Origin of the sequence: Kocuria flava (assembly GCF_001482365.1) — a bacterium.
GTDB classification, from domain to species: domain Bacteria; phylum Actinomycetota; class Actinomycetes; order Actinomycetales; family Micrococcaceae; genus Kocuria; species Kocuria flava.
On record NZ_CP013254.1, the window covers coordinates 133040 to 159828 of the forward strand.

26 protein-coding genes, 1 tRNA gene and 1 other RNA gene are annotated in these 26789 nt (G+C 76.0%); 17 read left to right on the forward strand and 11 right to left on the reverse strand.

What is annotated here, in order from left to right; translation table 11 throughout:
• Positions 1–21 precede the first annotated feature (21 nt).
• On the reverse strand, positions 22–1020 hold the full coding sequence (locus AS188_RS00575; RefSeq protein WP_083529106.1) for an FUSC family protein: 999 nt from the start codon (positions 1018–1020) through the stop codon (positions 22–24).
• A 204-nt stretch (positions 1021–1224) separates the two neighbouring features.
• On the opposite strand from AS188_RS00575, the gene tgt reads away from it, so the two are divergent.
• Positions 1225–2523 (forward strand): tRNA guanosine(34) transglycosylase Tgt, encoded by a 1299-nt coding sequence (tgt, locus tag AS188_RS00580; protein ID WP_058857205.1) that lies wholly within the window; start codon positions 1225–1227, stop codon positions 2521–2523.
• Between the two features lie 7 nt (positions 2524–2530).
• Here the strand turns inward: tgt and AS188_RS00585 are convergent, their stop codons facing one another.
• Positions 2531–3313 carry a TVP38/TMEM64 family protein gene (locus AS188_RS00585; protein WP_169797976.1) on the reverse strand — a complete coding sequence of 261 codons (783 nt, stop codon included), beginning with the start codon at positions 3311–3313 and terminating at the stop codon, positions 2531–2533.
• Between the two features lie 58 nt (positions 3314–3371).
• Here AS188_RS00585 and AS188_RS17040 point away from each other — a divergent pair, with 58 nt between their 5' ends.
• Together AS188_RS17040 and AS188_RS00595 are read left to right on the forward strand one after the other, a co-directional pair.
• Positions 3372–3845, forward strand: coding sequence for an SRPBCC family protein (locus tag AS188_RS17040; RefSeq protein WP_058857207.1), 474 nt, complete (start codon positions 3372–3374; stop codon positions 3843–3845).
• A gap of 39 nt (positions 3846–3884) precedes the next feature.
• Positions 3885–4676 (forward strand): MBL fold metallo-hydrolase, encoded by a 792-nt coding sequence (locus tag AS188_RS00595; RefSeq protein WP_058857208.1) that lies wholly within the window; start codon positions 3885–3887, stop codon positions 4674–4676.
• Here the strand turns inward: AS188_RS00595 and AS188_RS00600 are convergent.
• Together AS188_RS00600 and AS188_RS00605 are read right to left on the reverse strand one after the other, a co-directional pair.
• Positions 4661–5299 carry a DUF4126 domain-containing protein gene (locus AS188_RS00600; RefSeq protein ID WP_058857209.1) on the reverse strand — a complete coding sequence of 213 codons (639 nt, stop codon included), beginning with the start codon at positions 5297–5299 and terminating at the stop codon, positions 4661–4663. The two genes, AS188_RS00595 and AS188_RS00600, sit on opposite strands and share 16 nt — an antisense overlap.
• Positions 5300–5343: 44 nt before the next feature.
• Positions 5344–6060: a queuosine precursor transporter gene (locus AS188_RS00605; protein WP_058859628.1), complete on the reverse strand. Its 717-nt coding sequence runs from the start codon at positions 6058–6060 to the stop codon at positions 5344–5346.
• A 240-nt stretch (positions 6061–6300) separates the two neighbouring features.
• Here AS188_RS00605 and AS188_RS00610 point away from each other — a divergent pair, with 240 nt between their 5' ends.
• Together AS188_RS00610 and AS188_RS00615 are read left to right on the forward strand one after the other, a co-directional pair.
• The gene (locus tag AS188_RS00610; protein WP_058857210.1) at positions 6301–7155 is read left to right on the forward strand and encodes a PfkB family carbohydrate kinase; all 855 of its coding nucleotides are present in this window, start codon (positions 6301–6303) and stop codon (positions 7153–7155) included.
• A 368-nt stretch (positions 7156–7523) separates the two neighbouring features.
• Positions 7524–8192, forward strand: a complete 669-nt coding sequence (locus AS188_RS00615; RefSeq protein ID WP_058857211.1) for a TetR/AcrR family transcriptional regulator — start codon at positions 7524–7526, stop codon at positions 8190–8192.
• Between the two features lie 34 nt (positions 8193–8226).
• Here AS188_RS00615 and AS188_RS00620 read toward each other — a convergent pair whose 3' ends face one another.
• Together AS188_RS00620 and AS188_RS00625 are read right to left on the reverse strand one after the other, a co-directional pair.
• Complete coding sequence (locus AS188_RS00620; RefSeq protein WP_058857212.1) at positions 8227–8544, reverse strand: type II toxin-antitoxin system VapB family antitoxin; 318 nt, start codon at positions 8542–8544, stop codon at positions 8227–8229.
• A 140-nt stretch (positions 8545–8684) separates the two neighbouring features.
• Positions 8685–8769: transfer RNA gene (locus AS188_RS00625), tRNA-Ser, on the reverse strand.
• Positions 8770–8933: 164 nt separating this feature from the next.
• Here AS188_RS00625 and ffs point away from each other — a divergent pair.
• From ffs to AS188_RS00650, 6 genes are all read left to right on the forward strand, one after another.
• Positions 8934–9030, forward strand: an RNA gene (gene ffs, locus AS188_RS16290) — signal recognition particle sRNA small type.
• 74 nt (positions 9031–9104) lie between these two features.
• On the forward strand, positions 9105–12386 hold the full coding sequence (locus AS188_RS00630) for a DNA polymerase III subunit gamma and tau (RefSeq protein ID WP_058857213.1): 3282 nt from the start codon (positions 9105–9107) through the stop codon (positions 12384–12386).
• A gap of 118 nt (positions 12387–12504) precedes the next feature.
• Positions 12505–13101, forward strand: coding sequence for a recombination mediator RecR (recR, locus tag AS188_RS00635; protein ID WP_058857214.1), 597 nt, complete (start codon positions 12505–12507; stop codon positions 13099–13101).
• A gap of 193 nt (positions 13102–13294) precedes the next feature.
• Positions 13295–14581: an aspartate kinase gene (locus AS188_RS00640; RefSeq protein ID WP_058857215.1), complete on the forward strand. Its 1287-nt coding sequence runs from the start codon at positions 13295–13297 to the stop codon at positions 14579–14581.
• Positions 14582–14619: 38 nt separating this feature from the next.
• A complete protein-coding gene (locus AS188_RS00645; protein WP_058859629.1) occupies positions 14620–15558 on the forward strand; it encodes a hypothetical protein in 939 nt (312 codons plus the stop codon).
• Positions 15555–15917, forward strand: a complete 363-nt coding sequence (locus AS188_RS00650; protein WP_058857216.1) for a Rieske 2Fe-2S domain-containing protein — start codon at positions 15555–15557, stop codon at positions 15915–15917. The genes AS188_RS00645 and AS188_RS00650 overlap by 4 nt, the downstream gene beginning before the upstream one ends.
• A gap of 4 nt (positions 15918–15921) precedes the next feature.
• On the opposite strand, the gene AS188_RS00655 is transcribed toward AS188_RS00650, so the two are convergent.
• Positions 15922–16374, reverse strand: coding sequence for a helix-turn-helix domain-containing protein (locus AS188_RS00655; protein ID WP_058857217.1), 453 nt, complete (start codon positions 16372–16374; stop codon positions 15922–15924).
• Positions 16375–16547: 173 nt separating this feature from the next.
• Between AS188_RS00655 and AS188_RS00660 the strand changes: the two genes are divergently transcribed.
• The 6 genes from AS188_RS00660 to cls all read left to right on the forward strand — a co-directional run bounded on the left by AS188_RS00660 (position 16548) and on the right by cls (position 23486).
• Entirely contained in the window at positions 16548–17777 is a 1230-nt protein-coding gene (locus tag AS188_RS00660) for an MFS transporter (protein WP_058857218.1), read from the forward strand.
• Positions 17778–17979: 202 nt separating this feature from the next.
• Positions 17980–18246, forward strand: coding sequence for a phosphoribosylformylglycinamidine synthase subunit PurS (gene purS, locus AS188_RS00665; protein ID WP_058857219.1), 267 nt, complete (start codon positions 17980–17982; stop codon positions 18244–18246).
• Positions 18247–18248: 2 nt separating this feature from the next.
• Positions 18249–19043 (forward strand): phosphoribosylformylglycinamidine synthase subunit PurQ, encoded by a 795-nt coding sequence (purQ, locus tag AS188_RS00670; RefSeq protein WP_058857220.1) that lies wholly within the window; start codon positions 18249–18251, stop codon positions 19041–19043.
• Between the two features lie 17 nt (positions 19044–19060).
• Complete coding sequence (gene purL, locus AS188_RS00675; RefSeq protein WP_058857221.1) at positions 19061–21358, forward strand: phosphoribosylformylglycinamidine synthase subunit PurL; 2298 nt, start codon at positions 19061–19063, stop codon at positions 21356–21358.
• A 75-nt stretch (positions 21359–21433) separates the two neighbouring features.
• The gene (locus AS188_RS00680; protein WP_058857222.1) at positions 21434–21952 is read left to right on the forward strand and encodes a GNAT family N-acetyltransferase; all 519 of its coding nucleotides are present in this window, start codon (positions 21434–21436) and stop codon (positions 21950–21952) included.
• Between the two features lie 40 nt (positions 21953–21992).
• On the forward strand, positions 21993–23486 hold the full coding sequence (gene cls, locus AS188_RS00685; protein WP_058857223.1) for a cardiolipin synthase: 1494 nt from the start codon (positions 21993–21995) through the stop codon (positions 23484–23486).
• Positions 23487–23502: 16 nt separating this feature from the next.
• Here cls and AS188_RS00690 read toward each other — a convergent pair whose 3' ends face one another.
• From AS188_RS00690 to AS188_RS00705, 4 genes are all read right to left on the reverse strand, one after another.
• On the reverse strand, positions 23503–24414 hold the full coding sequence (locus tag AS188_RS00690; protein WP_058857224.1) for an anti-sigma factor: 912 nt from the start codon (positions 24412–24414) through the stop codon (positions 23503–23505).
• Positions 24398–24958, reverse strand: a complete 561-nt coding sequence (locus AS188_RS00695) for an RNA polymerase sigma factor (protein ID WP_058857225.1) — start codon at positions 24956–24958, stop codon at positions 24398–24400. The genes AS188_RS00690 and AS188_RS00695 overlap by 17 nt, the downstream gene beginning before the upstream one ends.
• 125 nt (positions 24959–25083) lie before the next feature.
• Positions 25084–25866, reverse strand: coding sequence for a class F sortase (locus tag AS188_RS00700; protein WP_058857226.1), 783 nt, complete (start codon positions 25864–25866; stop codon positions 25084–25086).
• Complete coding sequence (locus tag AS188_RS00705) at positions 25863–26702, reverse strand: DUF4397 domain-containing protein (protein ID WP_058857227.1); 840 nt, start codon at positions 26700–26702, stop codon at positions 25863–25865. The genes AS188_RS00700 and AS188_RS00705 overlap by 4 nt, the downstream gene beginning before the upstream one ends.
• Positions 26703–26789: the final 87 nt, after the last annotated feature.

Here is a 26789-nt window from a genome sequence, read left to right on the forward strand (position 1 = left end):
CCTGCCCGGTCCGGGCCCCGGTCAACCGCGGGCCCGGCCGCGGGTCAGCCACACGACCGCGAGCCCGGTCAGCGCCCCGATCACCGTCTCCACCGCCCGCGCCTGGAGCAGGTCGCCCGCGGCCGCCGGGGCGGCGGGCTGCGTCATCAGCAGCGCCAGCGGGGTGATGAACAGCAGGGCCACCGCGTAGTTGCGGCCCACGAACAGCTCCGCGAGGAACTGCAGCACCACGACCAGTGCCACGGTGTGCCACGGCTGCAGGGGTACCGACAGCAGCGCCGCCGCGACGCCCACCCCGCCGAGGGTGCCCACCACGCGGTGGACCGCCCGCTCCACCCGGGCCCCGAGGTCCGGGGCGGCGATCGGGGCGGCGGCCGCGACCATGGCCCAGTAGCTGTGGGACAGGCCGCTGGCCGCGCCGAGGGCCCCGGCCGCGGCGGTCGCCGCGAGGAACCGCCCGCCGTGGGCCCACAGCTGCCGGGGGTCCGCCTCCCGGTGGGCCGGCACGGCGGCCACCGGACCCGTCACGCCCTCCCCCGCCCAGCGCGAGGCGGCGCCCAGGGCCACGGAGAACGCGGCGGAGGCGGCGGCCAGGGCCGCGGCGGTCCCCACCGGCGCCGCCTGCCCGAGGGAGCCGATCGCCCCGACCGCGAAGATCAGGAACACCGACCCCGCCGGGCGCAGCGCCCAGTGCGCGGCGGCCACCGCGCCGAGCGCGGCCACGACCGCGGTGACCGCCAGCACCACGGCCTCCGGGGCGCCGGCGAGCGCGGCGCCCAGGGCCACGCACAGGGTCAGGAGCAGCCCCGCCTGCGCCTGGTGGCGGAGGCGGTCGCGCGGCGGCTCGTGGCGGGCGTAGATCGAGGTGAACGCCCCGAAGGCGGCGTAGATCGTCAGGTCCGGGCGCCCGGCGGCCAGCAGGAGCACGAGCGGAACGGCCACCGAGACCGCGATGCGGGCGGCGGGCAGGTGGTCCTGCCGCGCGGGGTGCAGGGCGAACAGGCGCCGGAGCGGGCTCACGGAGGGGCGGCCGCCTTCCTGGTCGGGCCCGGTGGGGAGGCGCGGGCGGGGCGTGCGGGGCGGCGGGGCACCGCCCACCGGTGCGAACCCCGGCAGCGGGCGGGCGCTTCCGGGCCCGGGCGATGAGCTCTCTCACAGGGCCCGGACCGGGGCCGGGCCCCGGGCCCGTCCGGGGGCGGGTCCGGGGTGGGCCACAATGGTCCGATGAGCTCCTCCCCGCAGACCGCCCCCGCCCTCCCGTCCGCCCGCTCGGCCTTCGGCTTCGAGGTCGGCCACCGGCTCGAGGACACCGCGGCGGTCCCCGGGGAGCGCGCGGCCGCGAACGGGGGCCGGTTCGGGGGCCGGACGGGCACGATCACGACCCCGCACGGGACGATCGCGACCCCCGCCTTCGTGCCCGTGGGCACCCAGGCCACGGTCAAGGCCGTGCTGCCGGAGGCCATGAAGGAGCTCGGGGCGCAGGCGCTGCTGGCCAACGCCTACCACCTCTACCTCCAGCCCGGGGCCGAGGTCCTGGACGCCGCGGGCGGGCTGGGCGCCTTCATGAACTGGGACGGGCCCACGTTCACGGACTCCGGCGGGTTCCAGGTGATGTCCCTGGGGGCGGGGTTCAAGAAGGTCATCGACATGTCGGGGGCCGGGGCGGCGGGCGACGACGACGTCGCGGCCGGCAAGGAGCGCCTGGCCCACGTCGACGACGACGGGGTGACGTTCAAGTCCCACCTCAACGGCGACCTGCACCGCTTCACCCCGGAGATCTCGATGCAGGTCCAGCACCGCCTGGGGGCGGACGTGATGTTCGCCTTCGACGAGCTGACCACCCTGCACAACTCCCGCGGCTACCAGGAGGCCTCCCTCGAGCGGACCCGGCGGTGGGCGCTGCGCTGCGTGGCCGAGCACGCCCGGCTGACCGGGGAGCGCGCCGGGAAGCCGTACCAGGCGCTGTTCGGGGTGGTCCAGGGCGCCCAGTACGAGGACCTGCGCCGGCGGGCGTGCCGGGACCTCGCCGCGATGGACTTCGACGGCTACGGGATCGGCGGGGCGCTCGAGAAGGAGAACCTCGGCACGATCGTGCGCTGGTGCACGGAGGAGCTGCCCGAGGACCGGCCCCGGCACCTGCTGGGCATCTCCGAGCCGGACGACATCTTCACGGCCCTGGAGAACGGCGTGGACACCTTCGACTGCGTCTCCCCCACCCGGGTGGGGCGCACGGGGGCCGTGTACACCCCGGACGGGCGGTTCAACGTCAACACCGCCCGCTTCCGCACCGACTTCTCCCCGGTCTTCGAGGGCTGCGACTGCTACACGTGCACGCACTACACCCGGGCCTACCTGCACCACCTGTTCAAGGCCAAGGAGCGGCTGTCCGCGACGCTGACCTCGATCCACAACGAGCGCTTCATCGTGCGGATGGTCGACGGCGCCCGCGCGGCGATGGCCGACGGCACGTACTTCGACTACCGGGACGAGGTGCTGGGCCGCTACTACGCGGGCCGGGCCTGACCGGGGCTCACCCGGCCCGGGGCCGCCCCTCGTCTCCCGGGCCCTCCGGGTCCCCCGCCCCGCCGGGGCCGTTGTGGCCCGCGGGGTCCTCCCCGCCCTCCGGATCCGCCCGGTGCTCGGCCCGGCGGGCGTGCCGCCAGGCGATCACCCCCACCACGACCACGGCCGCCCACGAGGCGGCGACGACCGCGAGCGCCGGCCAGGACGGGCGGGAGGTGAAGGCCCCCACCGCGGCGAAGCTCAGCTGCCCGGGGGTCCCGCCCAGCAGCGTGGCCCCGAGGTAGTCCCGCTGCGGGATCCGCACCAGCCCGGACCCGTAGCTGAGCGTCCAGTTGGGCAGCACGGGGCGCAGCACCAGCACCGTGAGGAAGCCCTTGCCCCGCAGCCGCGCCTCGACGGCCTCCACCCGGGGGCCGGCCAGCCGGTAGAGGGCGTCGCGGCCCAGGAAGCGGGCCAGCCAGTAGCCCAGCCACGCCCCGGTGGTGGTCGCGACCACCCCCAGCACGCTGCCCTGGGCCATGCCGAAGAGGAACCCGCCGGAGACGGCCATGATCGTCACCGGCACGGGGGTCGCGGCGACCAGCGCGAACACGAGCCCGAAGACGAGCGGGCCCCACACGCCGAAGCGGGCCACGAACGCGTGGATCTGCTCCACGGTGGGCGGGGTCCAGCCGATGAGGTACCAGACGGCGAGACCGATCAGCAGCAGCAGCGCCCCGCCCTTGAGCGCGGGCACCCACGCCGGCCGCGCGCCGGGGCGCTCCGGGCCCCGGCCAGGTTCGGTGCTCACGGTCGTCACTGTACCCAGTGCCCTCCTGCGGGCCGCGCGGAGCGGGGAGAATGGGGCCATGGACGTCACCGACCTGGACCCCGCGGAGGTCTTCTCCGTCTCCCACGACCTGCCCCACCCGCCGGCCGCGGTCTTCGCCGCCTTCACCGACCCGGACCGGCTCGCGGCGTGGTTCGGCCCGCAGGGCTGGAGCGTGCCCCGGGAGTCGGTCGTGCTCGAGCCCCGCCCGGGCGGGCGCCGCGACTTCCTCATGGTCTCCGACGCGGACCCCCGGCAGGTCGTGCCCGTGCGCTCGACCTGCCTGCGCCTCGAGCAGGACGCCCTGCTCGAGGCCCGCGAGGTGCTGCCGGGCCCCGACGGCGAGCCCTCCGGGCCGCACGTGCTCCAGCGCGTCGAGCTGCTGGCCACCGGCGACGGCGGCACCCTGCTCGTCGTCTCCCAGGGCCCCCTGCCGGCCGCGGTGCACGAGGGCGCGGCCGCGGGCTGGCGCAGCTCCTTCGCCCGCCTCGAGGCGCTGCTCGCCGCCGGCTGACCGGGCCCGCGCCGGCGCGGGCTGGGCTAGTCTGCCCGCATGAGCGAGCCCGTCCGCACGACCGCCCTGACCCGCCGGCTGACCGCCCCGAACCCCGGCCCCATGACCCTCGACGGCACGAACTCGTGGCTGCTCGGGGCGCCGGGGCAGGGCGACGTCGTCGTCGTGGACCCCGGCCCCGAGGACGCCGGCCACCTGGAGGCGCTCGCCGCCGCGGGCCGCACGGCCCTCGTGCTGGTCACCCACCGGCACGGCGACCACACGGCCGGGCTCGACCGCTTCGCCGCGCTCACCGGCGCGCCCGTGCGCGCCGTCTCCCCCGCCTTCTGCCGCGGCGCGGACCCGCTGGGCGAGGGCGAGGTGCTGGAGGCGGCCGGGGTGCGGATCGAGGTGCTGCACACCCCGGGGCACACCTCCGACTCGGTGTGCCTGCACCTGCCCGCGGACGCCCCGCCCGGGCAGGAGCCGGGCACGGGCGCGGGCAGCGTGCTGACCGGGGACACGGTCCTGGGCCGCGGGACCACGGTCCTGGACCACCCGGACGGCACGCTCGCGGACTACCTGCGCAGCCTGCACCGGCTGGCGGTGCTGGGCCCGGCCACGGTCCTGCCGGGCCACGCGCAGGTGCTGGCGGACCTCGGCGCCGCGTGCGAGCGGCTGCTCGAGCACCGGGGGCAGCGGCTGGCCGAGGTCCGTGAGGCGCTGCGGGCGCTCGGGCCCGGCGCGGGGACGGAGGCGGTGACCGCCCGGATCTACGCGGACGTGCCGGAGTCGGTGCTGCCCGCCGCGCGGCTGTCCGTGCGGGCCCAGCTGGCCTATCTGGGGCGCTGAGCGGCTCCGCCGCGCGGGCGTCCCGGCGCGGGCCCCGGACGGCGGCCGCGGCGCAGCCGCCGGTAGAGCAGGAACAGCAGCACGGCCACCGCGGCGAGCACCACGACCACGAGCAGCGGCAGGAACACCGCCACGAGGGACAGGGTCACGGCCGAGACGTCCTCGACCGTGGACGCCACCGGCGCGGCCGCGCCCGCGGTGAGCGTGTTGGCGGCCGGGCGGGAGACGGTCTTCGTCACGTGCACCACGAGGGCGACGACGACGCCCACGGCCACGGGCACCCACGCCGGGGAGGAGAGCAGCGCGCCCGGGTCGGCCGCCGTGCCCCCGCCGGCGGTCTGGGCGGTGGTGGCGGAGCCGAAGACGATCCCTCCGGAGGTGGGGCGCACGAAGGTCTGGAGCAGGTCGTTGAGCGAGTCCACGACGGGGACCTTGTCCGCCACGACCTCCACGGCCAGCAGCACGGCGAGCAGGACCAGCACCCAGGTCTCGGACAGCCACGCGGAGCCCGGGCCGAGGTCCACGGCCTGCGTGAAGCGGTCCAGCAGCCCGAGCACGAGCAGCGGGACGTAGGCGTTCAGGCCCGCCGAGGCCGCGAGCCCGGTGCCGGTGAGGACGTCCATGGGCTCATCCTAGACAGCGGCCCCGGGCCGGGGACCCGCGGGGCTCAGCCCACCGGCGCGCCCTGCGGGGGCGCGGCCACGGCCTCGCGCCGCTTCAGGGTCCCGACGGCGGCGTAGGTCACCGGCAGGACCAGCACCTCGACCAGGACCTTGTAGACGTAGCCGACCAGCACGTAGTTCAGGAAGTCCCCGGCCGTGCTGATGCCGATGATCGGGGCGGCCACGGTGCAGAAGATCACGGTGTCCACGAGCTCGCCCACCAGGGTCGAGCCGAGCAGGCGTGCCCACAGGTGCCGCCCGCCCGTGCGGGCCTTGAGCCGGACCATCACGAAGGCGTTGAGCAGCTGGCCCGCGAGGTAGCCCAGCAGGGACCCGGCCACGATCAGCGGCACCGGCCCCAGCACGGCCTCGAACGCCTCCTGGCCCTCGTAGAACGCGGCCGGGGGCAGCGCGATGACCAGCCAGAACACGACCGAGGCGAACAGGCCCGCCGCGAAGGAGGTCACGATCGCCCGCCGCGCGGGGCGGAAGCCGTAGACCTCGGCCACGACGTCGCCCAGCACGTAGGCCAGGGGGAAGAGGAAGAAGCCGCCGTCGGTGAGCACCGGGCCGAAGGCCACGCCCTTGGTCGCCGCGATGTTGGAGAGCACGAGGATCACGCAGTAGGCGGCCACGAGCAGGTCGTAGGCGCTGCGGGGGCGGCGGGCGAGGCCCGTGGGCTCGGGGCCCGCCGGCGAGGAGGGAGCAGGGGATGCGGTCACGTGGGTCACCAATCTGTATTGACGCGGCGGGCCCGCGCGGGACCCGCCGTGGTTCGATCCGGTATGCGGCCCGGCCCCCGCCTGCCACCCGGGGGCTCCTCCGCCGGCGCCGCGCACCCGGGACGGGCCCGGGGCGGCCGGAGGCCGTCGGACAGTCTAGCGCCGGGGCCGGCGGCCCCTCCGGGCCGGCGCGGGGCGCCGGTTGGCCCCGGGCGCGGGCCCGGGCGCAGAATGGTCCCCATGACCGACACCACCACCGCTCCCGCCGCCGGCCGCCCCGCGGCGGCCCAGCCCCCCGTGGCCCTGACCGTCGCCGGGTCCGAGGCCACCGGCGGCGCCGGCGCGCAGGCGGACCTCAAGACCTTCCAGGAGCTCGGCGTCTTCGGCTCGCTGGCCCTGACCTGCATCGTCTCCTTCGATCCCGCCGAGGACTGGGGCCACCGCCTCTTCCCCGTGCCGCAGGACGTGCTGCGCGAGCAGCTCGAGGCGATCACGGCGGCCCACGAGCTCGGCGCCGTGAAGATCGGCATGCTCGGCAGCCCCGCCACCATCGCGACCACCGCCGAGGTCCTGGGCCGGCTGGCCCCGCGCCACCTCGTGCTCGACCCGGTGCTGATCTGCAAGGGCCAGGAGCCCGGCGCCGCGCTGGACACCGACGAGGCGCTCAAGGCCGAGATCCTGCCCCTGGCCACCTTCGTGACCCCCAACCACTTCGAGGCGCTGTCCCTGTCCGGGCTCGAGGAGATCAGCACGGTCGAGCACCTCGCCGAGGCCGCCCGCCGGATCCACGAGCGCTCCGGCGCCGTGGTGCTCGCCAAGGGCGGGGTCCGGCTGGCCGGCCCGGACGCCGTGGACGTCTACTACGACGGGGAGACCCTCGAGGTGCTCTCCGAGCCCAAGGTCGGCGAGGTCCCCGTGGCCGGGGCCGGCTGCACCCTGGCCGCGGCGGTCGCCGCCGAGCTGGCCAAGGGCGCCGAGCCGCTCGCGGCCGCGCGCACGGCGAAGGCGTTCGTCTCGGCCGGGATCCGGCAGCGGCTGGTCTCCCGCGCGCCCTTCGACTCCCTGTGGCAGGGCGGGTCCGCCGCCGAGCGCTGAACCACCCCTCCCCCGTGCGGCCGCGCCGCCCGCTCCCTTCCCGGAGCGGGCGGCGCGGCCGTTGACGGCGGAAGGCGGGGCGTCCCGCGCCCGGGCCATGAGGCTCGGGCCGGCACGGGTGCGGCAGCGGCCGGAGCAGGTCCGGGCCGAGCCCCACCCCCTCGTGGACCTCGGCGGCGAGACCCCGGCGCGCGACCCCGAGGGGTGCACCGCCTGAGCCCCCGGGGGAAGCTTCCTGGACGTTCTCCGTGGAGTTGCCCGATCCGGCGCCGAAGCGGGCCGAAAGGTGGTGTCATAGTCGGACACACCGTCACCAAGACTCATTGAAGTGTGCATACTTTGATGACAGATAGAAATCAGGTGTCATCATGCCCCGCATCTCAGCCGCCACCAACGCCGCGCAGCGCGAGAACACCAAGCGAGCGATCCTCGACTCCTTCGGCCAGCTGCTCTACCGGCAGGGCCTCACCGGCCTGACCATGACGCACGTGGCGAAGAACGCGGGGGTGGGCCGCACCGCCGTCTACAACTACTTCGCCGACATGGGCGAGCTGCTGGTGGCCTACGCGCTCGACGAGACCGAGCGGTTCATGGCCGACCTGCGCCGCGACCTCGAGGGCGTGGAGAACCCGGTGGACCGGCTGGCGGTCTACATCCGGGCCCAGATCGAGGACCTCACCCGCCGGCACCTGCCGCCGGGGCCGACCATGCGCACCGTCCTCTCCCCCGAGGACTACCAGAAGCTCGGCGAGCACGTGGGCGAGCTGCAGGGACTGCTCGCGGCGATCCTGCGCGCGGCCATCGAGGAGCGGTGGCTGCCCGGGGGCGACATCGCCGAGCTGGCCTCCCTGGTGCACGGCTCGCTCACCGCGGCCGCCGACCGCGGGCAGAGCGCGGACCGGGACCGCGCCGAGCGCGAGCGCCACATCCGCACCACGGTCCGGTTCATCCAGCAGGGCCTCGGGGCCCAGTTCGACGCCGAGGGCAGACCGGTGCGCCTGGCCCCCGAGCGGCCCCCGCTCAGCGCCGCCTCCTGAGGGGCGCCGCCGCGGGCGGCGCACGGGTCCGCGGCTACGCCGTGCGTGCCGGGGACCGGTCGAGGTCCAGGACGCGGGCGTGGACCACGGCCCGGTGGTGCAGGGCGGTGCGCAGCGCCCGGTGCAGACCGTCCTCGAGGTAGAGCTCCCCGCGCCAGCGGACCACGTGCGGGAAGAGGTCCCCGTAGAAGGTGGAGTCCGCGTCGAGCAGCGTGGACAGGTCCAGGGTGGTCTTGGTGGTGACGAGCTGGTCCAGCCGCACCTGGCGCGGGGCGACGCCGGACCAGTCCGCGGGGGTGACCAGGCCGTGGTCGGGGTACGGGCGGGTGTCGCCCACGGCCTTGAAGATCATGGGCCTCATCCTAGGGGCGGGGCGGGGCCGACCCCAGCCGGGCCTGCGCGGACACCCCGCGGGCCGCTGCGGCCGGGCGGGAACGAGGAACGCCCCGGACCGAGGGTCCGGGGCGTTCCGACGTCCGGGGACGTCCTGCGCGGAGGATGGGGGATTTGAACCCCCGAGGGCGTGAACCCAACACGCGTTCCAGGCGTGCGCCATAGGCCGCTAGGCGAATCCTCCAGGCGTGCGTGCCGGCAGGCCTTCCGGCGCCGAACATGCGGGATCCAGCATAGCCGAATCCCGGCGCTGTGCCGAATCGGCCCCTCCCGCCCCGTCGGCGGGGCCCGTCCGGCCGGGGCGGACGGGCCGGTTTCGGGGCCCGCGCAGGATCCGCTAGAGTAGGGGCCAGCCCCTCGCGTGGCGTCATCCTGCTGAACTCCCCCAGGACCGGAAGGTAGCAAGGGTAGGTGGGCTCTGGCGGGTGCGCGAGGGGTCTTCTCGTCCCCCCGGAGCGGCCCCTCCCCAGGCTCGACCGGCCGCGCCGGCTGTCGGATTCCGTCGCTAAGGTGGCTCCTGTGACTACCGCCCTGTACCGCCGCTACCGCCCGGAGACCTTCGAGGACGTCATCGGCCAGGAGCACGTGACCGAGCCGCTGATGACGGCGCTGCGCAAGGACAGGGTCAGCCACGCGTACCTCTTCTCCGGCCCCCGCGGCTGCGGCAAGACGACCTCCGCGCGCATCCTCGCCCGCTGCCTGAACTGCGCCGAGGGCCCCACGGCCACCCCGTGCGGGCGCTGCGAGAGCTGCCGCGACCTGGCCCGGGACGGCGCGGGCTCCCTCGACGTCATCGAGATGGACGCCGCGAGCCACGGCGGCGTGGACCACGCCCGCGACCTGCGCGAGCGCGCCACGTTCGCCCCCGTGCGCGACCGGTACAAGATCTTCATCATCGACGAGGCCCACATGGTCACGCGCGAGGGCTTCAACGCGCTGCTGAAGATCGTCGAGGAGCCGCCGGAGCACATCAAGTTCATCTTCGCGACCACGGAGCCGAGCAAGGTCCTCACGACCATCCGCTCGCGCACCCACCACTACCCCTTCCGGCTGGTCCCGCCGGAGCCGCTCGTGCACTACCTCGAGCAGCTGTGCGCCGAGGAGCACGTGCAGGTGGCCCCCGGCGTGCTCTCGCTCGTGGTGCGCGCCGGCGGCGGGTCCGTGCGCGACACCCTCTCCGTGCTCGACCAGCTCATGGCGGGCTCCGACGAGCAGGGCATCACCTACGACCTCGCGGTCGCCCTGCTCGGCTACACCCACGGCGCGCTGCTCGACGACGTCGTGGACGCGTTCGCCTCCGGGGACGCCGCCACGGTCTTCCGCGCGGTCGACCGCGTGGTGCAGACCGGCCAGGACCCCCGGCGCTTCGTGGAGGACCTGCTCCAGCGCTTCCGGGACCTCGTGATCGTCAACGCCGTGCCGGACTCCGCGGGCAACATCCTGCACGGGATGCCCCAGGACCAGGTCGCCCGGCTGCGCAACCAGGCCTCCCAGCTCGGGGCCGCCGAGCTCTCCCGCGCCGCGGACATCACGAACACCGCGCTCACCGAGATGACGGGGGCCACCTCCCCGCAGCTGCACCTCGAGCTGCTGTGCGCCCGGATCCTGCTGCCCTCCTCCGAGGACACCACCCGCGGCGTGACCGCCCGCGTGGACCGGATCGAGCGCCGGCTCGGCATCGGCCGGGGCGCCGCCCCCGCCGACCAGCACGCCCCGGCGGCACCGGCCGCCGAGCCCGCGCCCGCGCCGTCCGCCGTGCCTCCCGCGCCGCGGCCGGACGGCGAGGACCGCGGGCCCGCGGGCGCCGCGCCGGCGGCCCCTCCGGCCGGGGAGGCCGCCCCGCCTGAGCCCACCCCGCGGCAGCCCGCGCCGGCGCACGCCGCGGCCGGCGACCGGTCCGGCGACGACGCACGGCACCGCGCCGGCGGCGCGCAGGGCGACGACGGCGCACCCCGGGCCCCGGAGCCGCACGGGGCGCCGGCCGGCGGACCGGACCCGCGGTCGCGCCCCGACCCCGGACCCTCCGGGCCCGTCCGGCCCGGAGCCGCCGCCCCGGAGCCGCAGGAGGACACCCCGCGCGCCGCCGACGGCGCGGGCACCGAGATCGACCTGCTGCGGGCGTCGTGGCCGGAGATCGTCAACGCCCTGGCCGAGATCCGCCGGGTCGCGTGGTTCACCGTCCAGCGCGGCACCCCGCAGTCCTTCGACGGCAAGGTCCTGCGGATCATGTTCGACGCCGAGGGCGACCTCATGAACTTCCCCCGCTTCGAGGACGACCTGCGCCGGGCCGTGCACCAGGTGCTGGGCATCGACTGCCGCGCCGAGGCCGTGCCCCCGGGCGGGGGCCACGGACGCGGCGGCGGGTCCCGGCGACCGGGACCGCCCGCTCCCCCGCGCGGCGGCCAGGACGGGCCGGCGCCCGAGCGCCGGCCGGAGCAGCGCGGCGGCCGGGGTCCGGAGCAGGACGCCGCGCCGCGGCAGGACCCGGGCGCGGCGCAGCAGCACGACCGGGGCACGGCCCATCGGGCGGAGCGCAGCCCCGCACCGCGGGGAGAGCAGCGTGCCGTGCAGCGGCCTGAGCCCGGTGCGGCGCAGCCCGGCCGGGCGGGCGCGCCCGGCCGGCGGGACGACGGGCCGGCAGGGTCGGGGACGTCCGCGGGACAGGAGCCGCCGCGGGGCGACCGGGACGCCCGGGGCGCCCCCGGGCGTCCCGCCACGGACGAGGCACCGGAGTGGAGCGACCCCTCCTGGGCCGAGGAGCCCGTGCACAGCTGGTCCGTCGCCCCCATCCCCGGCGGCGCGGCCGCCGACGGGAGCGTCCCCGTGGAGGACGGGGCCCCCGGCCCGGTGCCCGCGGACCCCGGGCCCGGCCGCTCCGCCCGTCCCGGCGCGCCGGCGGCGCCCGAGGCCGGGCGTCCGGCCGGCGACCACGGCACGACCGCAGCGGCCGGGCCCGGGGTCCGGGCGCCGGACGCGCCGGAGCCCGGTCACCGGGGCCCGGACACCCCCGGGACCGCAGCCCGTCCGGCGGACGAGCACCGTGCGGACGACCGGCAGCCGGCCCACCGGCGTGCCGACGACCGGGGCCCCGGCGCCCAGGGCCCCGCGGGCGGGGAGCCCACGGAGCAGGATGCCGCGGGCCCGGACCCCGCAGGACGGGCTCCCGCGCGGCAGCGCCCCACCGGCGGGGGGACGGAGGTCACCGCCCCGGCGCCCGCCCCGGCCGGCGGCGGACCCGAGGCCTGGCGGCCCGGTCCCTCCGACGACGACGTCCCGCCCCCGGAGGAGCCCCCGTACCCGGACGACCTCCCCTATCCCGATGCTCCCTACCCCGACGAGCCACCGCCCCCCGAGGACGAGGCGCCGCCGGAGCAGTGGCGGCCCTCCCGCCCGGCGCCCGCGGGTCCGGCCGGGCCGGGCCGGACGGCACCGCCCGCCCCGGCGCACCGTGAGCGGCCGGCCCCCGGGGCGGCATCGGTGGCCACGGCTCCCGCCCCCGAGCGGGCCGCCCCGCCGGCCCCCGGCGGGCCGGCCGCGGCCCCGGCCCAGGAGCCGGCGTCCCGGCGGCGGCTGAGCTTCCGGGAGCGGCACGCGGCCGCGATCGCCGCCGGCCGGCAGGCCCCCGAGCGGCCCGGGACCGCGGGGGGCGAGGGCCCCGAGGGCGTAGAATGGGACGACTCCTTCGTCCCCAGCGCGGACGACGAGGCCCTCGAGGACTCCACGCTCTACGGCCGGGCCGCCATCGAGCGGATCCTCGGCGGCATGCTGATCGAGGAGCGGGACCTCTCCACCGGGGAGTGAACCCCGCGGACGCGGTCCACCGGGGCGCGACCCGCCCCGCACGGCCCGGCCCCGGGCGGGCAGCAGCCCCCGGGCGAGGAGCACAGGGGCCTGCACCGGCCCGGGAAACGAGGAGAACGTGTACGAAGGCGCCGTCCAGGAACTGATCGACGAGCTGGGGCGGCTGCCCGGCGTGGGGCCGAAGTCCGCGCAGCGGATCGCGTTCCACCTCCTCGACGCGGACAAGGAGGACGTCCGCCGGCTGGCCGAGGCCATGACCGCCGTCAAGGAGAAGGTGCGGTTCTGCCGGATCTGCGGCAACGTCGCCGAGCTCGAGGAGTGCGCGATCTGCCGCGACGCCCGCCGGGACGCGAGCGTGATCTGCGTGGTCGAGGAGTCCAAGGACGTCATGGCCATCGAGCGCACCCGCAGCTACCGCGGCCGCTACCACGTGCTGGGCGGGGCGATCAGCCCCATCCAGGGCATCGGCCCCGATCAGCTGCGCATCCGCGAGCTGATGACCCGGCTCTCGGACGACACCGTCCAGGAGGTCGTCCTCGCCACCGACCCCAACCTGGAGGGCGAGGCCACCGCGACCTACCTGTCGAGGATGCTCAAGACCCTGGGGGTGCGCGTGACCCGTCTCGCCTCGGGGCTGCCCGTGGGCGGGGACCTCGAGTACGCCGACGAGGTCACCCTCGGCCGGGCCTTCGAGGGCCGCACCGTGGTCGCCTGAGCGGGACCGCCCCGCCCGCCCGTCCCCCGAAGAGCGCTCGCCCGCGCCGACCTGCGGCGACGCCGCCCGCGAGGACGTCCCGGGAGGCCGGCCGCGACCGCCCCGGGGCCCGGACGGTAGGATGTCGTGGGGCCGGCCGCGGGGAGGACCGCCGCTCCTGCCCCTGCCATCACCCACCACAGGAGTTGAACCCATGAGCCTGATCGTGCAGAAGTTCGGTGGCTCCTCCGTCGCGGACGCCGACGGCGTCCGCCGCGTCGCACGGAGGATCGTCGAGACCCACAACCGCGGCCACGACGTCGTCGTGGTCGTCTCCGCCATGGGCGACACCACCGACGAGCTGCTCGACCTCGCCCACGAGGTCACCCGCAAGCCCCCGGCCCGCGAGCTCGACATGCTCCTCACCGCCGGCGAGCGCATCTCGATGGCGCTGCTGGCCATGGCCGTCTCCGGGATGGGCGTGCCCGCCCAGTCCTTCACCGGGTCCCAGGCCGGGATGGTCACCGACGGCGCCCACGGCGCCGCCCTGCTCGTGGAGGTCAACCCCGAGCGGGTGCGCGAGTCCCTGGACCAGGGCAACATCGCGATCATCGCCGGCTTCCAGGGCGTCCACCGCCAGACCAAGGACATCACCACCCTGGGCCGCGGCGGCTCGGACACCACGGCCGTGGCGCTGGCCGCCGCCCTGGACGCCGACGTCTGCGAGATCTACTCCGACGTCGACGGCGTGTTCACCGCCGACCCCCGCATCGCCCCGAAGGCGCGCAAGCTCGAGCAGGTCAGCAGCGAGGAGATGCTCGAGCTGGCCGCCAACGGCGCCAAGATCCTGCACCTGCGCTGCGTGGAGTACGCCCGCCGCTTCGGCGTGAAGCTGCACGTGCGCTCGTCCTTCTCGCACAGCGAGGGCACCTGGGTCATCCCGAGCCCCGAAGACGTCGCCGACTCACCGAAGGAGATCCCGTTGGAACAGCCGCTCATCTCCGGCATCGCCCACGACCGCACCCAGGCCAAGATCACGGTCGTCGGCGTCCCCGACCGCCCGGGCATCGCCTCCCGGATCTTCCGCCTGCTCGCCGAGGCGAAGGTCAACGTGGACATGATCGTCCAGAACGTCTCCACCGGCGACGACCCCCTGACCGACCTGTCCTTCACCGTGGACGAGTCCCAGGGCGATCTCGCCATGAGCCTGCTGCGCGCGGCCGAGGAGAAGATCGGCTACGCGGGCCTGGAGTACGACGACCAGGTCGGCAAGCTCTCCCTCGTGGGCGCTGGCATGAAGTCGAACCCCGGGGTGACCTTCACGTTCTTCGAGGCGCTGGCCTCGGCGAACATCAACATCGACATGATCTCCACCTCGGAGGTGCGGATCTCGGTGATCACCTCCGCCGACCGCCTCGACGAGGCCGTGCGCGTGGTCCACACCGCCTTCGGCCTCGACGCCCAGGACGAGGCGACGGTCTACGCGGGCACCGGCCGCTGAGGCCCGTGCCGCGCCGGAGCACCGGCGGGACCGGCCCCGTGGCCGGTCCCGCCGCCGTCGTCCTGGACCGGGCGCAGTGGCAGCCGCGGGCGCGTGCCCACGAGGCGCGGGCCGCGCGCTGGGCCGACCCGTTCGTGGCCCGCCGCCACCGCGGGGAGGAGCACCCGGTCGAGGACTTCCTGTTCACCTACTACACGCTCAAGCCGGCGCAGCTGAAGCGGTGGCACCCCGGGGCGGGCACCGTGCTGCTGGACGCCGCCGGGCGGGCCGGCGAGAGGTTCTACCGGCCGCTGCGCCCCGGGGAGCTCGACGCCCTCGGGCTGGGCCCCGGGGACGGGGCCGTGACGGTCGACGACGACGCCTTCCGGGACCGGCGCGGCGCCGCCGTGGACTTCGCCCGGGCGGTGCTGGGCGCCCACGAGCGCAACCCCGGGTTCTTCGGCTGCTTCGGGCTGCACGAGTGGGCGATGGCCTACCGCTCCGAGGAGAACGCGCTGCGCCACGAGCGGCTGCCGCTGCGCCTGGGCGCCGCCGGCACGGACGCCGTGGTCGAGTCCGCCCGGATCCGCTGCACCCACTTCGACGCGTTCCGCTTCTTCCAGCCGCAGGCCGTGCCCCTCAACGAGGTGCAGCCCACGCGGGAGGCCCAGCGCCGGCTCGAGCAGCCGGGCTGCCTGCACGCGACCATGGACCTGTACAAGTGGGCGTACAAGCTCGTGCCCGCGATCCCCTCCGAGCTGGTCCTGGACTGCTTCGAGCTCGCCCGCGACGTGCGGGAGACCGACATGCAGGCCGCCCCCTACGACCTCACCGGCTGGGGCTACGAGCCGGTGCGGATCGAGACCCCGGAGGGCAAGGCCGAGTACGTGCGCCGCCAGCGGGACTTCGCCCGCCGGGCCGCGCCGCTGCGGCGGCGGCTGGGCGCGGCCCTGGAGGTCCTGGACCCGCACCGGGCCACGGCGGGCGCGGCCGCGTGAGCGCGCCGGGCCCCTGGGAGCGCGTGGTCGAGGCCGCCGCCGTCGCCCGGCCGCTGGACTTCGCCACGGCGCTCACGAGCACCGGGCCGGTGCTGGTGACCCGGGACGCCGCGGGCGGGCTGCACGTGCTGCGCAACACCTGTCCGCACCAGCAGGCCACGGTGTGCCGGGAGGCCGCCGGGCGCGCGGAGTCCTTCGAGTGCCCCAACCACTACTGGGTCTTCGCCCCGGACGGCCGGTTCACGGGCTCCCGCCTCGCCCTGGCCGCGGGACGCACGGCACCGCCGGACCCGGCCAAGGACCTGCCGGCGCTGGAGGCCGCGGTGGCCGGCGGCTGGGTCGTGGTCCGGCGCGGCTGACCCGTCAGCGCCCCCGGGCGCCCTGGGCGGCCACCCAGGCGCGCACGTCGGCCGCGCGGAACCGGCGGTGGGTGCCCCGGTACTGGACCGGGATCGTGCCCTGCGTCGCGAGGTTGCGCAGGTAGGTGTGGGAGATCCCCGCGAGCGCGGCCGCCTGCGCCGTGGTCAGCAGCTCCTCCCCCGGCCCGGCGTCCCCGTCGCCCCCGCCCGGCGCGGTCCTGCTGCCGGGGCCTCCCGGGCCGGTCGCGGCGTCCCCGGGGCCGGAGGCGACGGTGACCTCCTCGCCGCGGGCCAGCCGGGCGAGCAGGTCCAGGACGGCCTCGCGCGCCGCTCCGGGCAGGCGCAGGGCGGTGCCGTCGACGAAGACAGTGACGTCGCGGGCGGCCAGGGCCTCGGCGAGGCGCTCGGCCTCGCGCCCGTGCAGGCCGGCGGTGGTCGTGGGCGGGTGCTGGCTCATGCGCTCATTGTCCCCCGTGCGCCCCGGGCGCGCGCCACGGGAACGGAGGTTCGCCCGGGCCCGCCCGGGTCGGAGCCGCCGTCGCCGGCGGGCGGGGAGCACGCGGACCGGGGCCGCCGCCGGGGACGGCCGCCGATGGCCGCCGGGCCGGCGGCGCGTGGTAGAACAGGCCGGTGACCCGCCCGCAGCCCTCCCGCCCCCTGCCCGTCCCGCTCGTCCTGGCGGCGGTGCTGCTCGTGGCGGTCAACCTCCGCCCGGGGGCGACCTCCGTGGGCCCGGTGCTGGCCGAGCTGCAGGCCGGCCTGGGCCTGGACGCGACCCTGGCCGGGGTCCTGACGTCCCTGCCGGGGCTGACCTTCGCCGTGGCCGGCACCTGCGCCGTGGCGCTCTCGCGGCGCACCGGGATCAGCGGGGCCGTGGCGTGGGGGCTGCTGCTGGTCGCCCTGGCGCTCACGGCGCGCGCCCTGGTGGGCTCGGCGCCCGTCTTCCTGGTGCTGAGCGTGCTGGCGCTGCTCGGGATGGGCATCGGCAACATCCTGGTGCCGGCCTTCGTCAAGCGCCACGGCGGGCGGCGCACGGCGCTGCTCAACAGCGTCTACACGACCGGTCTGGCCGTGGGCGCGACCCTGTCCCTGCTGGCGGCCGGGCCGCTGACCGCCGCCGGCGGGTGGCCGTGGACCCTCGGGCTGTGGGGGCTGACCGCCCTGCTGGCACTGGTGCCGTGGCTCGCCGTCGCGGCGCGGGACCGGCGGGAGGCCGCCGCCGCGCCCCGGGTGCTGCTGCGCACCCCGCGGGCCCGCATCACCGGCTCCCGCACGGCCGTGGCGCTGAGCCTGTACTTCGGGGTGCAGTCGATGCACGCCTACGTGCAGTTCGGCTGGGTCGCCCAGATCCTGCGCGACGGCGGCCTGGACCGGGCCGGGGCCGGGCTGGCGATGGCGCTGCTGGCGGCCATGGGCATCCCGGGCGGGCTGCTGATGCCCTCCGTCGTCGCCCGCTCCGCGCGCCTGCGCACGTGGGTCGTGGTCCTGGGCGCGTGCATGGCCGCGGGCTACACCGGCCTGCTGCTCGCCCCGGCCGCCCTGCCGTGGCTGTGGGCGCTGCTGCTGGGCGTCGGCTGCTTCTCCTTCCCGACCGCCCTGGCCCTGATCGTGGCCCGGTCCCGGGAGGCGCACGTGACCGCGCAGCTGTCCGGGTTCACCCAGTCGGTGGGCTACTCGCTCGCCGCCGCCGGGCCCTTCCTCGTGGGCGCCCTGCACGACCTCACCGGCGGCTGGACCGCGCCGCTCGTGCTGCTCATCGCCTCGTGCGCGGTGCTGGCCGGCGCCGGGCTGCTGGCCTCGGCCCCGCGCTTCGTCGACGACGAGCTCGCCGGCCCCGCGGGCCCCGACCGGACCGGCTGACCAGGGTCCCTCGGGGCCTCGCGGGCACCGGGTGCCCGCGAGGCCCCGCCGGCGCCGGACGGGCGGCGGGCCGACGTGGGCTGTACCACACCGGCGGGGGCGGGCTCCAGCGCGGCACCCGGGCCGTGGCCGAACCGATAGACTGGCCCCTGTTCGCCGGATCCCGGCACCGCCTGCTGCTCGACCCCTCAGGAGTTCCCCGATGGCCCGCATCGTTGTCGACGTCATGCCCAAGCCCGAGATCCTCGACCCGCAGGGGAAGGCGATCGCCAACGAGCTGCCCCGGATCGGCCTCGACGGCTTCGCCGGCGTGCGCCAGGGCAAGCGCTTCGAGCTGACGGTCGAGGGCGAGGCCGGCGAGGACGTCCTCGCCCAGGCCCGCGAGGCCGCCGAGAAGCTGCTGTCCAACCCGGTCATCGAGGACGTCGTGCGCGTGGCCGTGCTCGACGAGACCGACGGGGAGAACTGAGCATGGCGGCCCCCGAGACCCCGCTGATCGCGGACCTCTCCGCCCCCGGGCCCGACCCCGCGCTCGCGGGCGCCCGGATCGGCGTGGTGACCTTCCCCGGCACCCTCGACGACCGCGACGCCGCGCGCGCCGTGGAGCTGGCCGGTGGGACCCCCGTCCCCCTCTGGTACGCCGAGCGGGACCTGCAGGGCGTCGACGCCGTGATCCTGCCCGGAGGCTTCTCCTACGGCGACTACCTGCGCGCCGGGGCCATCGCCCGCTTCGCGCCGATCATGGACCGGGTGATCGACGGTGCCGGCGCCGCGGGCACCTCCGGGTCGTCCCCGCTGCCGGTGCTCGGGATCTGCAACGGCTTCCAGGTGCTCACCGAGTCCCACCTGCTGCCGGGCTCCATGATCAAGAACGACCACCTGAAGTTCCTCTGCCGCGACCAGCGCCTGCGGGTCGAGAACAACCGGACCGCCTGGACCGCCGAGTACGCCGAGGGCCAGGAGATCGTGGTCCCGCTGAAGAACCAGGACGGTCAGTACGTGGCCGACGAGCGCACCCTCGACGCCCTCGAGGCCGAGGGCCGCGTGGTCTTCCGCTACGTGGGCGCCAGCCCGAACGGCTCCCGCCGGGACATCGCCGGGATCTGCAACGCCGCCGGCAACGTGGTCGGCCTCATGCCCCACCCCGAGCACGCGGTGGAGCCCGGCTTCGGCGCCGACTCCTCCGCCTCCGGGGAGGTCGGCATGCGCGACGGCACGGACGGGCTCGGCCTGTTCGTCTCCGTCCTCAAGGCACTGGTCAAGTAAGGAGCACGGCACCCGCGATGAGCGAGAAGCACTTCAACCTGGACACCGTCGAGCACGCGGCGGCCACCCCCGACACCGATCTGCCCTGGGCAGAGCTGGGCCTGAAGGCCGACGAGTTCGCGGAGATCAAGAAGATCCTCGGCCGCCGCCCCACCGCCGCGGAGCTCGCGATGTACTCGGTCATGTGGTCCGAGCACTGCTCCTACAAGTCCTCGAAGGTCCACCTGCGCCAGTTCGGCGAGAAGGTCACCGAGGAGATGACGAAGGACCTGATGGTCGGCATCGGCGAGAACGCCGGGGTGACCGACATCGGGGACGGCTGGGCCGTGACCTTCAAGATCGAGTCCCACAACCACCCCTCCTACGTGGAGCCCTACCAGGGCGCCGCGACCGGGGTCGGCGGGATCGTGCGCGACATCATCTCGATGGGCGCCCGCCCCGTGGCCGTCATGGACCCGCTGCGCTTCGGGGCGATCGACCACCCGGACACCGCGCGCGTGGTGCACGGCGTCGTCGCCGGCGTGGGCGGCTACGGCAACTCGCTGGGCCTGCCCAACATCGGCGGGGAGGTCGTCTTCGACCCCTGCTACCAGGGCAACCCGCTCGTCAACGCCCTGGCCGTGGGCGTGATGCGCCACGAGGACATCCGCCTGGCCAACGCCTCGGGCGTGGGCAACCGGGTCGTGCTCTTCGGCGCCCGCACCGGCGGCGACGGCATCGGCGGGGCCTCCGTGCTGGCCTCGGAGTCCTTCGACGACGCCAAGCCCTCCAAGCGCCCGGCCGTGCAGGTCGGCGACCCGTTCGCCGAGAAGGTGCTCATCGAGTGCTGCCTCGAGCTGTTCAAGAACTCCCTCGTGGAGGGCATCCAGGACCTCGGCGCCGCCGGGATCTCCTGCGCCACCTCGGAGCTGGCCTCCAACGGCGAGGGCGGGATGCACGTGGACCTCACGAAGGTCCTGCTGCGCGACCCCACGCTGACCCCCGGCGAGATCCTGATGTCGGAGTCCCAGGAGCGCATGATGGCGGTCGTGGCCCCCGAGCAGGCCGAGGCCTTCGAGGCCGTCATGGCCAAGTGGGACGTCGAGTACTCGTGGCTGGGCGAGGTCACCGGCACCGGCCGGCTCGTGATCGAGTGGGACGGCGAGGTCATCGTCGACGTCGACCCCCGCACGGTCGCCCACGAGGGCCCCGTCTACGAGCGCCCCTACGAGCGCCCGGCCGGCCAGGACCGCCTGCAGCAGGAGCGCTTCACCGGCTCCCCCGCCGACTCCTCCCGCCCCTCCGGGGCGCAGCTGGGGCCCGCGGTGCTGGAGCTGATGGCCTCCCCGAACCTGTGCGCCAAGAACTGGGTCACCGACCAGTACGACCGCTACGTCCAGGGCAACACCGCCATGGCCGTGCCCGACGACGCCGGGGTGGTGCGCGTCGACGAGCGGACCGGCCTGGGCGTGGCCCTGTCCACCGACTGCAACGGCCGCTACGCCGTGCTGGACCCCTACGCCGGGGCGCAGCTGGCGCTCGCCCAGGCCTACCGCAACGTGGCCACCGCCGGGGCGCGGCCCGTGGCCGTCTCCGACTGCCTGAACTTCGGCTCCCCCGAGGACCCGGGGACGATGTGGCAGTTCGCGGAGGCCGTGCGCGGGCTCGCCGACGGCTGCATGGAGCTGGGCGTGCCCGTGACCGGCGGCAACGTCTCCCTGTACAACCAGACGGGCGGGGTGGGCATCCACCCGACCCCGGTGGTCGCGATGATGGGCGTGCTCGACGACGTCCGCCGCCGCACCCCCTCGGGCTGGCGCGAGGACGGGCAGGCGGTCTACCTGCTCGGCACCACCGCCGACGAGCTGGACGGCTCCGAGTGGGCGAACCTGCGCGGGCACCTGGGCGGGCTGCCCCCGGCCGTGGACCTGGCCCGGGAGCGGCTGCTCGGGGACCTGCTGATCAACATGTCCCGCGACGGCATGATCGACGCCGCCCACGACGTCGCCGAGGGCGGGCTGGCCGCGACCCTGGCCGAGATGGCGCTGCGCTTCGACACCGGCGCCCGGATCGGCCTCGGCGAGGTGTGCGAGCGGGACGGGGTGGACCTGTTCACCATGCTCTTCTCGGAGACCCAGGGCCGGGCCGTGGTGGCCGTCCCGCGCACCGAGGAGGTGCGGTTCTCCGACATGTGCACCGCCCGCGGCTACCCGTTCGCGCGCATCGGCGTCGTGGACGCCGTCGAGCGCTCCCTCGACGTCCAGGGCGAGTTCGCCCTCGGCCTCGACGAGCTGCGGGCCGCCCACGAGGCGACCCTGCCCCGTCACTTCGGCTGACGTCCCGGGGCGCCGCCTCCCGGCGGCGCCCTCCGCACCACCCGCGCACCCCGCGCCCGCAGAAAGCAGCACAGCATGATCGAGGACCTCGACACCCTCCCCCCGGCTCCCGTCCTGGAGACCGACCGGCTCCTCCTGCGGCCCTTCACGGCCGAGGAGCTCGACGCCGTGGCGGCCGGCGAGCCCCAGGAGCAGTTCGCCCCGGGCTTCCCGACCCCCGAGGACGTCGACTTCGCCCGGGAGTCCCTCGTGGCCGGCGGCTACTTCTTCACGGAGACCGTCTACGCCCGCATGGCCGTCGTGGAGAAGTCCTCCGGCCAGGTGGTCGGCACCGCCGGCTTCGTGGGTCCGCCCATCGACGACGAGCTCGAGGTCGTGGGCTCGCTGTCCGCGCAGCGCCGCGGCCTCGGCTACGCGGCGGAGGGGCTCGAGGCGCTGCTGCGGGTCGCCTTCGCGGACCCGCAGGTGCGCGGGGTGCGGGCCAGCGTGCCGGCGGACAACGCCCCGGCCGAGCAGACGCTGCGCGCGGCCGGGTTCGTCCACCGCCCGACGCCCGGGCTGGAGACCGACTACGTCCTGCCCCGCCCGGACTGAGCGGGGCGGGGGCGGGCCCGGCGGTCCTTAGACTGGCCGGGTGACGCCGGCGCCGTTCCCCCTGAACCAGATCCCGCTCGAGCACCTGCCCGAGGCGGTGACCGTGGGCGGACTGGTGCTCGGCTTCCTCATCAACCTGGTGGCCGCGGGCTGGATCTCGCACAACCGCCGGCCCTCGGTGGCCCTGGCGTGGCTGCTGGCGATCTTCCTCCTGCCCTACCTGGGGCTGCTGCTGTTCCTGGCCATCGGCTCGGCGAAGCTGCCCCGGAAGCGGATGGCGATGCAGGCCCGGATGAACGAGATCATCCGGGAGAACACCCCGGACGGGCACATCCTCGGCAACGTGGAGGAGCAGCTGCCGGCGTGGATCGAGTCCACCGCCCGGCTCAACTACAACCTGGGGGCGCTGCCCATGGTGGGCGGCAACTCCTTCGACCTGCTCACCGACAACCACGAGTCGATGCGCGTGATGGCCGAGGCCGTGGACGGGGCCCGGGACTACGTCCACTTCGAGTTCTACATCGTGGCGATCGACGACGCCTCCCGGCCCCTGCTCGAGGCGCTGCTGCGGGCCCACGAGCGCGGGGTGCGGGTGCGGGTGCTCATCGACCACCTGGGTTCCCTCGGCTACCCCGGCTACTCGGAGCTGGTCGAGCGCTTCGACGCGGCCGGCTTCCCCTGGCGGCGCATGCTGCCGCTGCGGCCGTGGAAGGGCGAGTGGCAGCGCCCGGACCTGCGCAACCACCGCAAGATCCTCGTGGTGGACGGCGAGCTGGGCTTCACCGGGTCGCAGAACATCATCCACCGCTCCTACAACAAGCGGAAGAACCTGCGGCGGGGCTACGAGTGGAAGGACCTGATGATCCGGTGCACGGGCCCGGTGGTCGCCGAGCTCAACGCCCTGTTCACCAGCGACTGGTACTCCGAGACCGGCGACCTCCTCCTCGACGAGGCCTCGCGCGAGCTGCCCGACATCCAGGGTCCCGTCTTCGCCCAGGTGCTGCCCTCCGGGCCGGGCTTCGAGACGGAGAACAACCTGCGGCTGTTCAACCACCTGATCTACAACGCCAACGACCGCATCGTCGTCTCCAGCCCGTACTTCGTGCCGGACGAGTCCCTGATGCACGCGCTGACCACGGAGGCGCAGTCGGGGGTGGACGTCCAGCTGTTCGTCGGCGAGACCTCGGACCAGTTCCTCCCCCACCACGCGCAGAACTCCTACTACGAGGAGCTCGCCGCCGCCGGGGTGAAGATCTACCGGTACCGGGCGCCCACCGTGCTGCACGCGAAGTTCGTGCTCGTCGACGACTACGTGTCGGTGATCGGCTCCTCCAACATGGACGAGCGATCGTTCGCCCTGGACCTGGAGGTCTCCGTCTACATCGTGGACCGGGACTTCCGCCGCCGGATGGACGCCGTGGTCGCGGAGTTCGAGGCGGCGAGCACCCTGCTCGACATCGAGGAGTGGAACCGGCGCCCGCTGTGGCAGAAGTACCTCGACAACATGGCGCGGCTGACCTCGGCCCTGCTGTGAGCGCCCCGGGGCCGGCTCAGGTCGCCAGGACCCCGCGCACGATCGAGTCCCCGGAATGCGTCGGGTCGCCGTCGACCGGCTCGTCGGAGACGTCGACGACGGGGAACCGCTCCACGTCGAGGTTCTCGGGCAGCACGAACACGGCCTCGTCGCCGGCCATCACGCCCAGGCTGACCATCCGCTGCGCGTCCGGGGCCAGCAGCCAGACCTCCTTGAAGCCGTCGACGTCGGCGGGATCGGTGCGCACGACCAGCTGACGGGTCCCGTCCGCGCGCTCGTCCACCTCCGCCGAGCCGCGGGCGGTGTAGCCGGCGAGGGGCTCGAGCTCGGCGGTGGCCAGCACCGTGGGATCCGGCTCCCGGTCCAGGCGCTGGGCGCCCCACACGGAGACCCCGCCCACGACCAGGGCGGCGGCCGCCGCGGCGGCGGCCAGCGGCCACGGCACCCCGCGGCGGGCCCGGCGGGCGGCGAGGTCCACGACCCCGCCCGACCCGGCGCCGTCGACCCGGGCGGCCGTCCCGGGCCGCTGTCCGGCATCCTGCTCGGCCCCGTCCTGCTCGGCCCCGTCCTGCTCGGTCCCGTCCCGCCCGGTCCCGTCCGGACCGGAGGGGGCCGCGGATGTCCCGGCGGCGGCCGGGCCGGACGCCCCCGGCGCGGAGGGCGCCCGGTCCGTGCCGGGGTCCCCGGCGGCGAGCGGGTCGGCGGCGAGCTCGGGGGCGAGGCCCAGCTCGGCGTGGACCGCGGTCCACACGCGCGGGTCCGGGGCGGGGACCGGCGCGGGCTCGGCGCGGCCGGCGCGCACCACGTGCCCGAGGGCGGCGAGCTCGGCGGCGCAGTGCCCGCAGCCGTCCAGGTGCGCGCGCTCCTCGGGCTCCGGGGACTCACCCAGGGCCAGGAGCGCCAGCGTCTCCTCACTCAGGTGTGCCATGGTCGTCCTCGAGTCGGGTGCGGAGGTGGGTCAGGCCGCGCCTCAGGTGGCTCTTGACCGTGCCCAGGGGCAGGTCGAGGCGGTGGGCGATCTGCTGGTGCGTGAGCTCCCCGTAGACGGCCAGCGCCACGATCGTGGAGCGGGGCGGGCCCAGCCGGCGGATCTCCGAGCGCACCAGCATCCGGTCCACCAGCAGGTCGGCCTCCTCGTGGGTGCCGCCGTGCTCGCCGGCGACGGCGGCCTGGCGCTGCGCGGCCTCCCGCCCGGCGGTGCGCGCGGCGTCGGCGATGCAGTTGCGGGCGATGCCCACGAGCCAGGCGGGGGCCGAGGAGCGCTCGGGGCTGTACCCGGACCGGTACTTCCACGCGCGCACGAACACCTCCTGGACCACGTCGTCTGCCGCCGCGTCGTCGCGCAGGGCCCGGACGGCCAGGGCGCGCACGAGTCCGGCGCAGTGCCGGAACGCGGCCGCCAGCGCGTGCTCGTCCCCCGCGGCGAACGCGGCGTCGAGCTCGGGTCCCCACTCGGGGGGCGGCGTCGGCATCGGGGAGGGGCTCCTCGCGGGATTCGGCGGCGCGGGGCGCGCCCGGCAGGTGCTGCCCAGCCTAGTGGACGTGGTGGTCGCGGTCATCGCAGGGCCCGTCGTCGTGTCCGGGGTCGTGTCCTGAGTCAGTCCACCGGGACCGCCCGGAGCACGACGTTGTCCTCGTAGTCGCCGATCTCCTCGAGCCACTCGCCCCCGCAGGTGACGAGGTGCAGCGCGGGTGCACCGTCGCGGCGGAAGAGGTCGGCGTCCTCGAGGCTGCGCTTGTGCACGTGCTCGACGGCCTCGGTGCGGTAGCGCTGCGCGGAGCCGTCGGCGCGCTCCACGACGACCTCCGTGCCGGGGCGCACGCCCTGCAGCCGGGCCATGGGGGTCACCTCCGTCAGGGTGTCGACGTGGCCGGCGATCACGGCCGCGCCCTCGCCGGCGCCGGGGGCCGGGCCGTGGCGGTACCAGCCGAGCTCCACGTGGTTGTCGGGCAGGGTCATCGCCCCGTCGTCCTCGATCCCCACCGGCAGCACGGGCATGTCGATGGGGGTGCCCGCCACCACGACCCGCACGGGGGCGGGCACGCGCTCCGCCGGCCGCGGGGTCGCCGGGGCGACCGGGACGTCGGCGGGGCCGGGGACCCGATCGGCCGGGACCGCCGGGGACGGGGCGGGGGCGGCGGGCGGCGCGGACGACGGCGGGGCGAGGGACCCCCTGGCCGCCGCCGCGCCGCCCGCTCCGTCGTCGTCCCCGGCGGACGGGACGACGGCGGCCGCGGCGGCGAGCAGCACCGCCGCGGCGAGGAGCCCGGCCCCCGCCGCCGCCCCGTGGCGGCGAGGGGGGCCGGGGGTCTGCTCCCCCGGGGGGCGCGGGCCGGGCGCGCGGTGCGCCCCCGGCCCGCGCCGTCGGCGGTCCGTCACCGCAGGCGGTCCTGCGCGAACCGCCGGCGGGAGGAGACCGCGCGCTGGGCCGCGAGCGCGGCGCCGATCAGCGCGAGCCCGCCCGCGGCGGCCAGCCCGGTGCTCAGCATCGTGCCGCTCTCCTGGGCGGCCAGGCCGGACTGCCCGCCGGGCACCGCGCCCGGCGCCTGCTCCATGCCCTCCAGGGTCTGGACGGCGAGCTGGAGGTTGCCGGCCTCGAGGGAGCCCCACGCGTAGACGATGTTGTGGGTGCCCTCGGCCAGGGTCAGGTCGGCCGGGCCGATCACCGGGTCGGTCGTGCCGGCCGCGGCGACGGCGGCGGAGACCGTCCCGGCGTCGACGGGCAGCGTCTGCTCGTCCGGGTTCTCCAGGCCCTGGATGATCGGCCGGCCGCCGGCGAGCACGTCCACCGCCGGGGCGGCGGCCACGTGGCGGACGGTCAGGTGGGACTTCCCGGCCTCGATCTCGGACATGTCGTTGGTGAACAGGGCGGCGGTCGGGCTGCCCTCCGCGTCGAGGTGGGCGGCGGCGGTGTAGTTCGTGCCGGGCTCGAGCTCGGCGGTGACCGGGCCGATGATCGGCGCCGAGGCGTCGGGGGCGTCGGGGGCGGTGATCGCCAGGTCGTAGCTGCCGGCCGGGAGCTCGAGCGGGCCGGCGAGGGTGCCGGGCTCGAAGTCGTCCAGGGTCAGCTCGCCGTTGACCCAGACGTCGACGACCGTGTCTGGAACGCCGTGGAGCACGGAGAGCTCGGCGTGCTCGGCGGCGGCCGCCGGCGACATCGAGAGGGCACCGGCCCCGAGACCGAGGACGGCGGCGGCGGAGAGGGTCTTGCGCATGACGGTGGCTCCTTCAACGGGCTCCCGGGCGGGAGCGGGATCGACCTTGCACCCCTACTACCGCCGGGGACGCGCCCCCGGATGCAC

What these genes read in the sequence shown, in the direction of transcription:
- tgt (WP_058857205.1), top strand. Translation starts at nt 1,225, where the DNA reads ATGAGCTCCTCCCCGCAGACCGCCCCCGCCCTCCCGTCCGCCCGCTCG.
- AS188_RS17040 (WP_058857207.1), top strand. Translation starts at nt 3,372, where the DNA reads ATGGACGTCACCGACCTGGACCCCGCGGAGGTCTTCTCCGTCTCCCAC.
- AS188_RS00595 (WP_058857208.1), top strand. Translation starts at nt 3,885, where the DNA reads ATGAGCGAGCCCGTCCGCACGACCGCCCTGACCCGCCGGCTGACCGCC.
- AS188_RS00600 (WP_058857209.1), bottom strand. Translation starts at nt 5,299, where the DNA reads ATGGACGTCCTCACCGGCACCGGGCTCGCGGCCTCGGCGGGCCTGAAC.
- AS188_RS00610 (WP_058857210.1), top strand. Translation starts at nt 6,301, where the DNA reads ATGACCGACACCACCACCGCTCCCGCCGCCGGCCGCCCCGCGGCGGCC.
- AS188_RS00615 (WP_058857211.1), top strand. Translation starts at nt 7,524, where the DNA reads ATGCCCCGCATCTCAGCCGCCACCAACGCCGCGCAGCGCGAGAACACC.
- AS188_RS00620 (WP_058857212.1), bottom strand. Translation starts at nt 8,544, where the DNA reads ATGATCTTCAAGGCCGTGGGCGACACCCGCCCGTACCCCGACCACGGC.
- AS188_RS00640 (WP_058857215.1), top strand. Translation starts at nt 13,295, where the DNA reads ATGAGCCTGATCGTGCAGAAGTTCGGTGGCTCCTCCGTCGCGGACGCC.
- AS188_RS00655 (WP_058857217.1), bottom strand. Translation starts at nt 16,374, where the DNA reads ATGAGCCAGCACCCGCCCACGACCACCGCCGGCCTGCACGGGCGCGAG.
- purS (WP_058857219.1), top strand. Translation starts at nt 17,980, where the DNA reads ATGGCCCGCATCGTTGTCGACGTCATGCCCAAGCCCGAGATCCTCGAC.
- purQ (WP_058857220.1), top strand. Translation starts at nt 18,249, where the DNA reads ATGGCGGCCCCCGAGACCCCGCTGATCGCGGACCTCTCCGCCCCCGGG.
- purL (WP_058857221.1), top strand. Translation starts at nt 19,061, where the DNA reads ATGAGCGAGAAGCACTTCAACCTGGACACCGTCGAGCACGCGGCGGCC.
- AS188_RS00680 (WP_058857222.1), top strand. Translation starts at nt 21,434, where the DNA reads ATGATCGAGGACCTCGACACCCTCCCCCCGGCTCCCGTCCTGGAGACC.
- AS188_RS00690 (WP_058857224.1), bottom strand. Translation starts at nt 24,414, where the DNA reads ATGGCACACCTGAGTGAGGAGACGCTGGCGCTCCTGGCCCTGGGTGAG.
- AS188_RS00695 (WP_058857225.1), bottom strand. Translation starts at nt 24,958, where the DNA reads ATGCCGACGCCGCCCCCCGAGTGGGGACCCGAGCTCGACGCCGCGTTC.
- AS188_RS00705 (WP_058857227.1), bottom strand. Translation starts at nt 26,702, where the DNA reads ATGCGCAAGACCCTCTCCGCCGCCGCCGTCCTCGGTCTCGGGGCCGGT.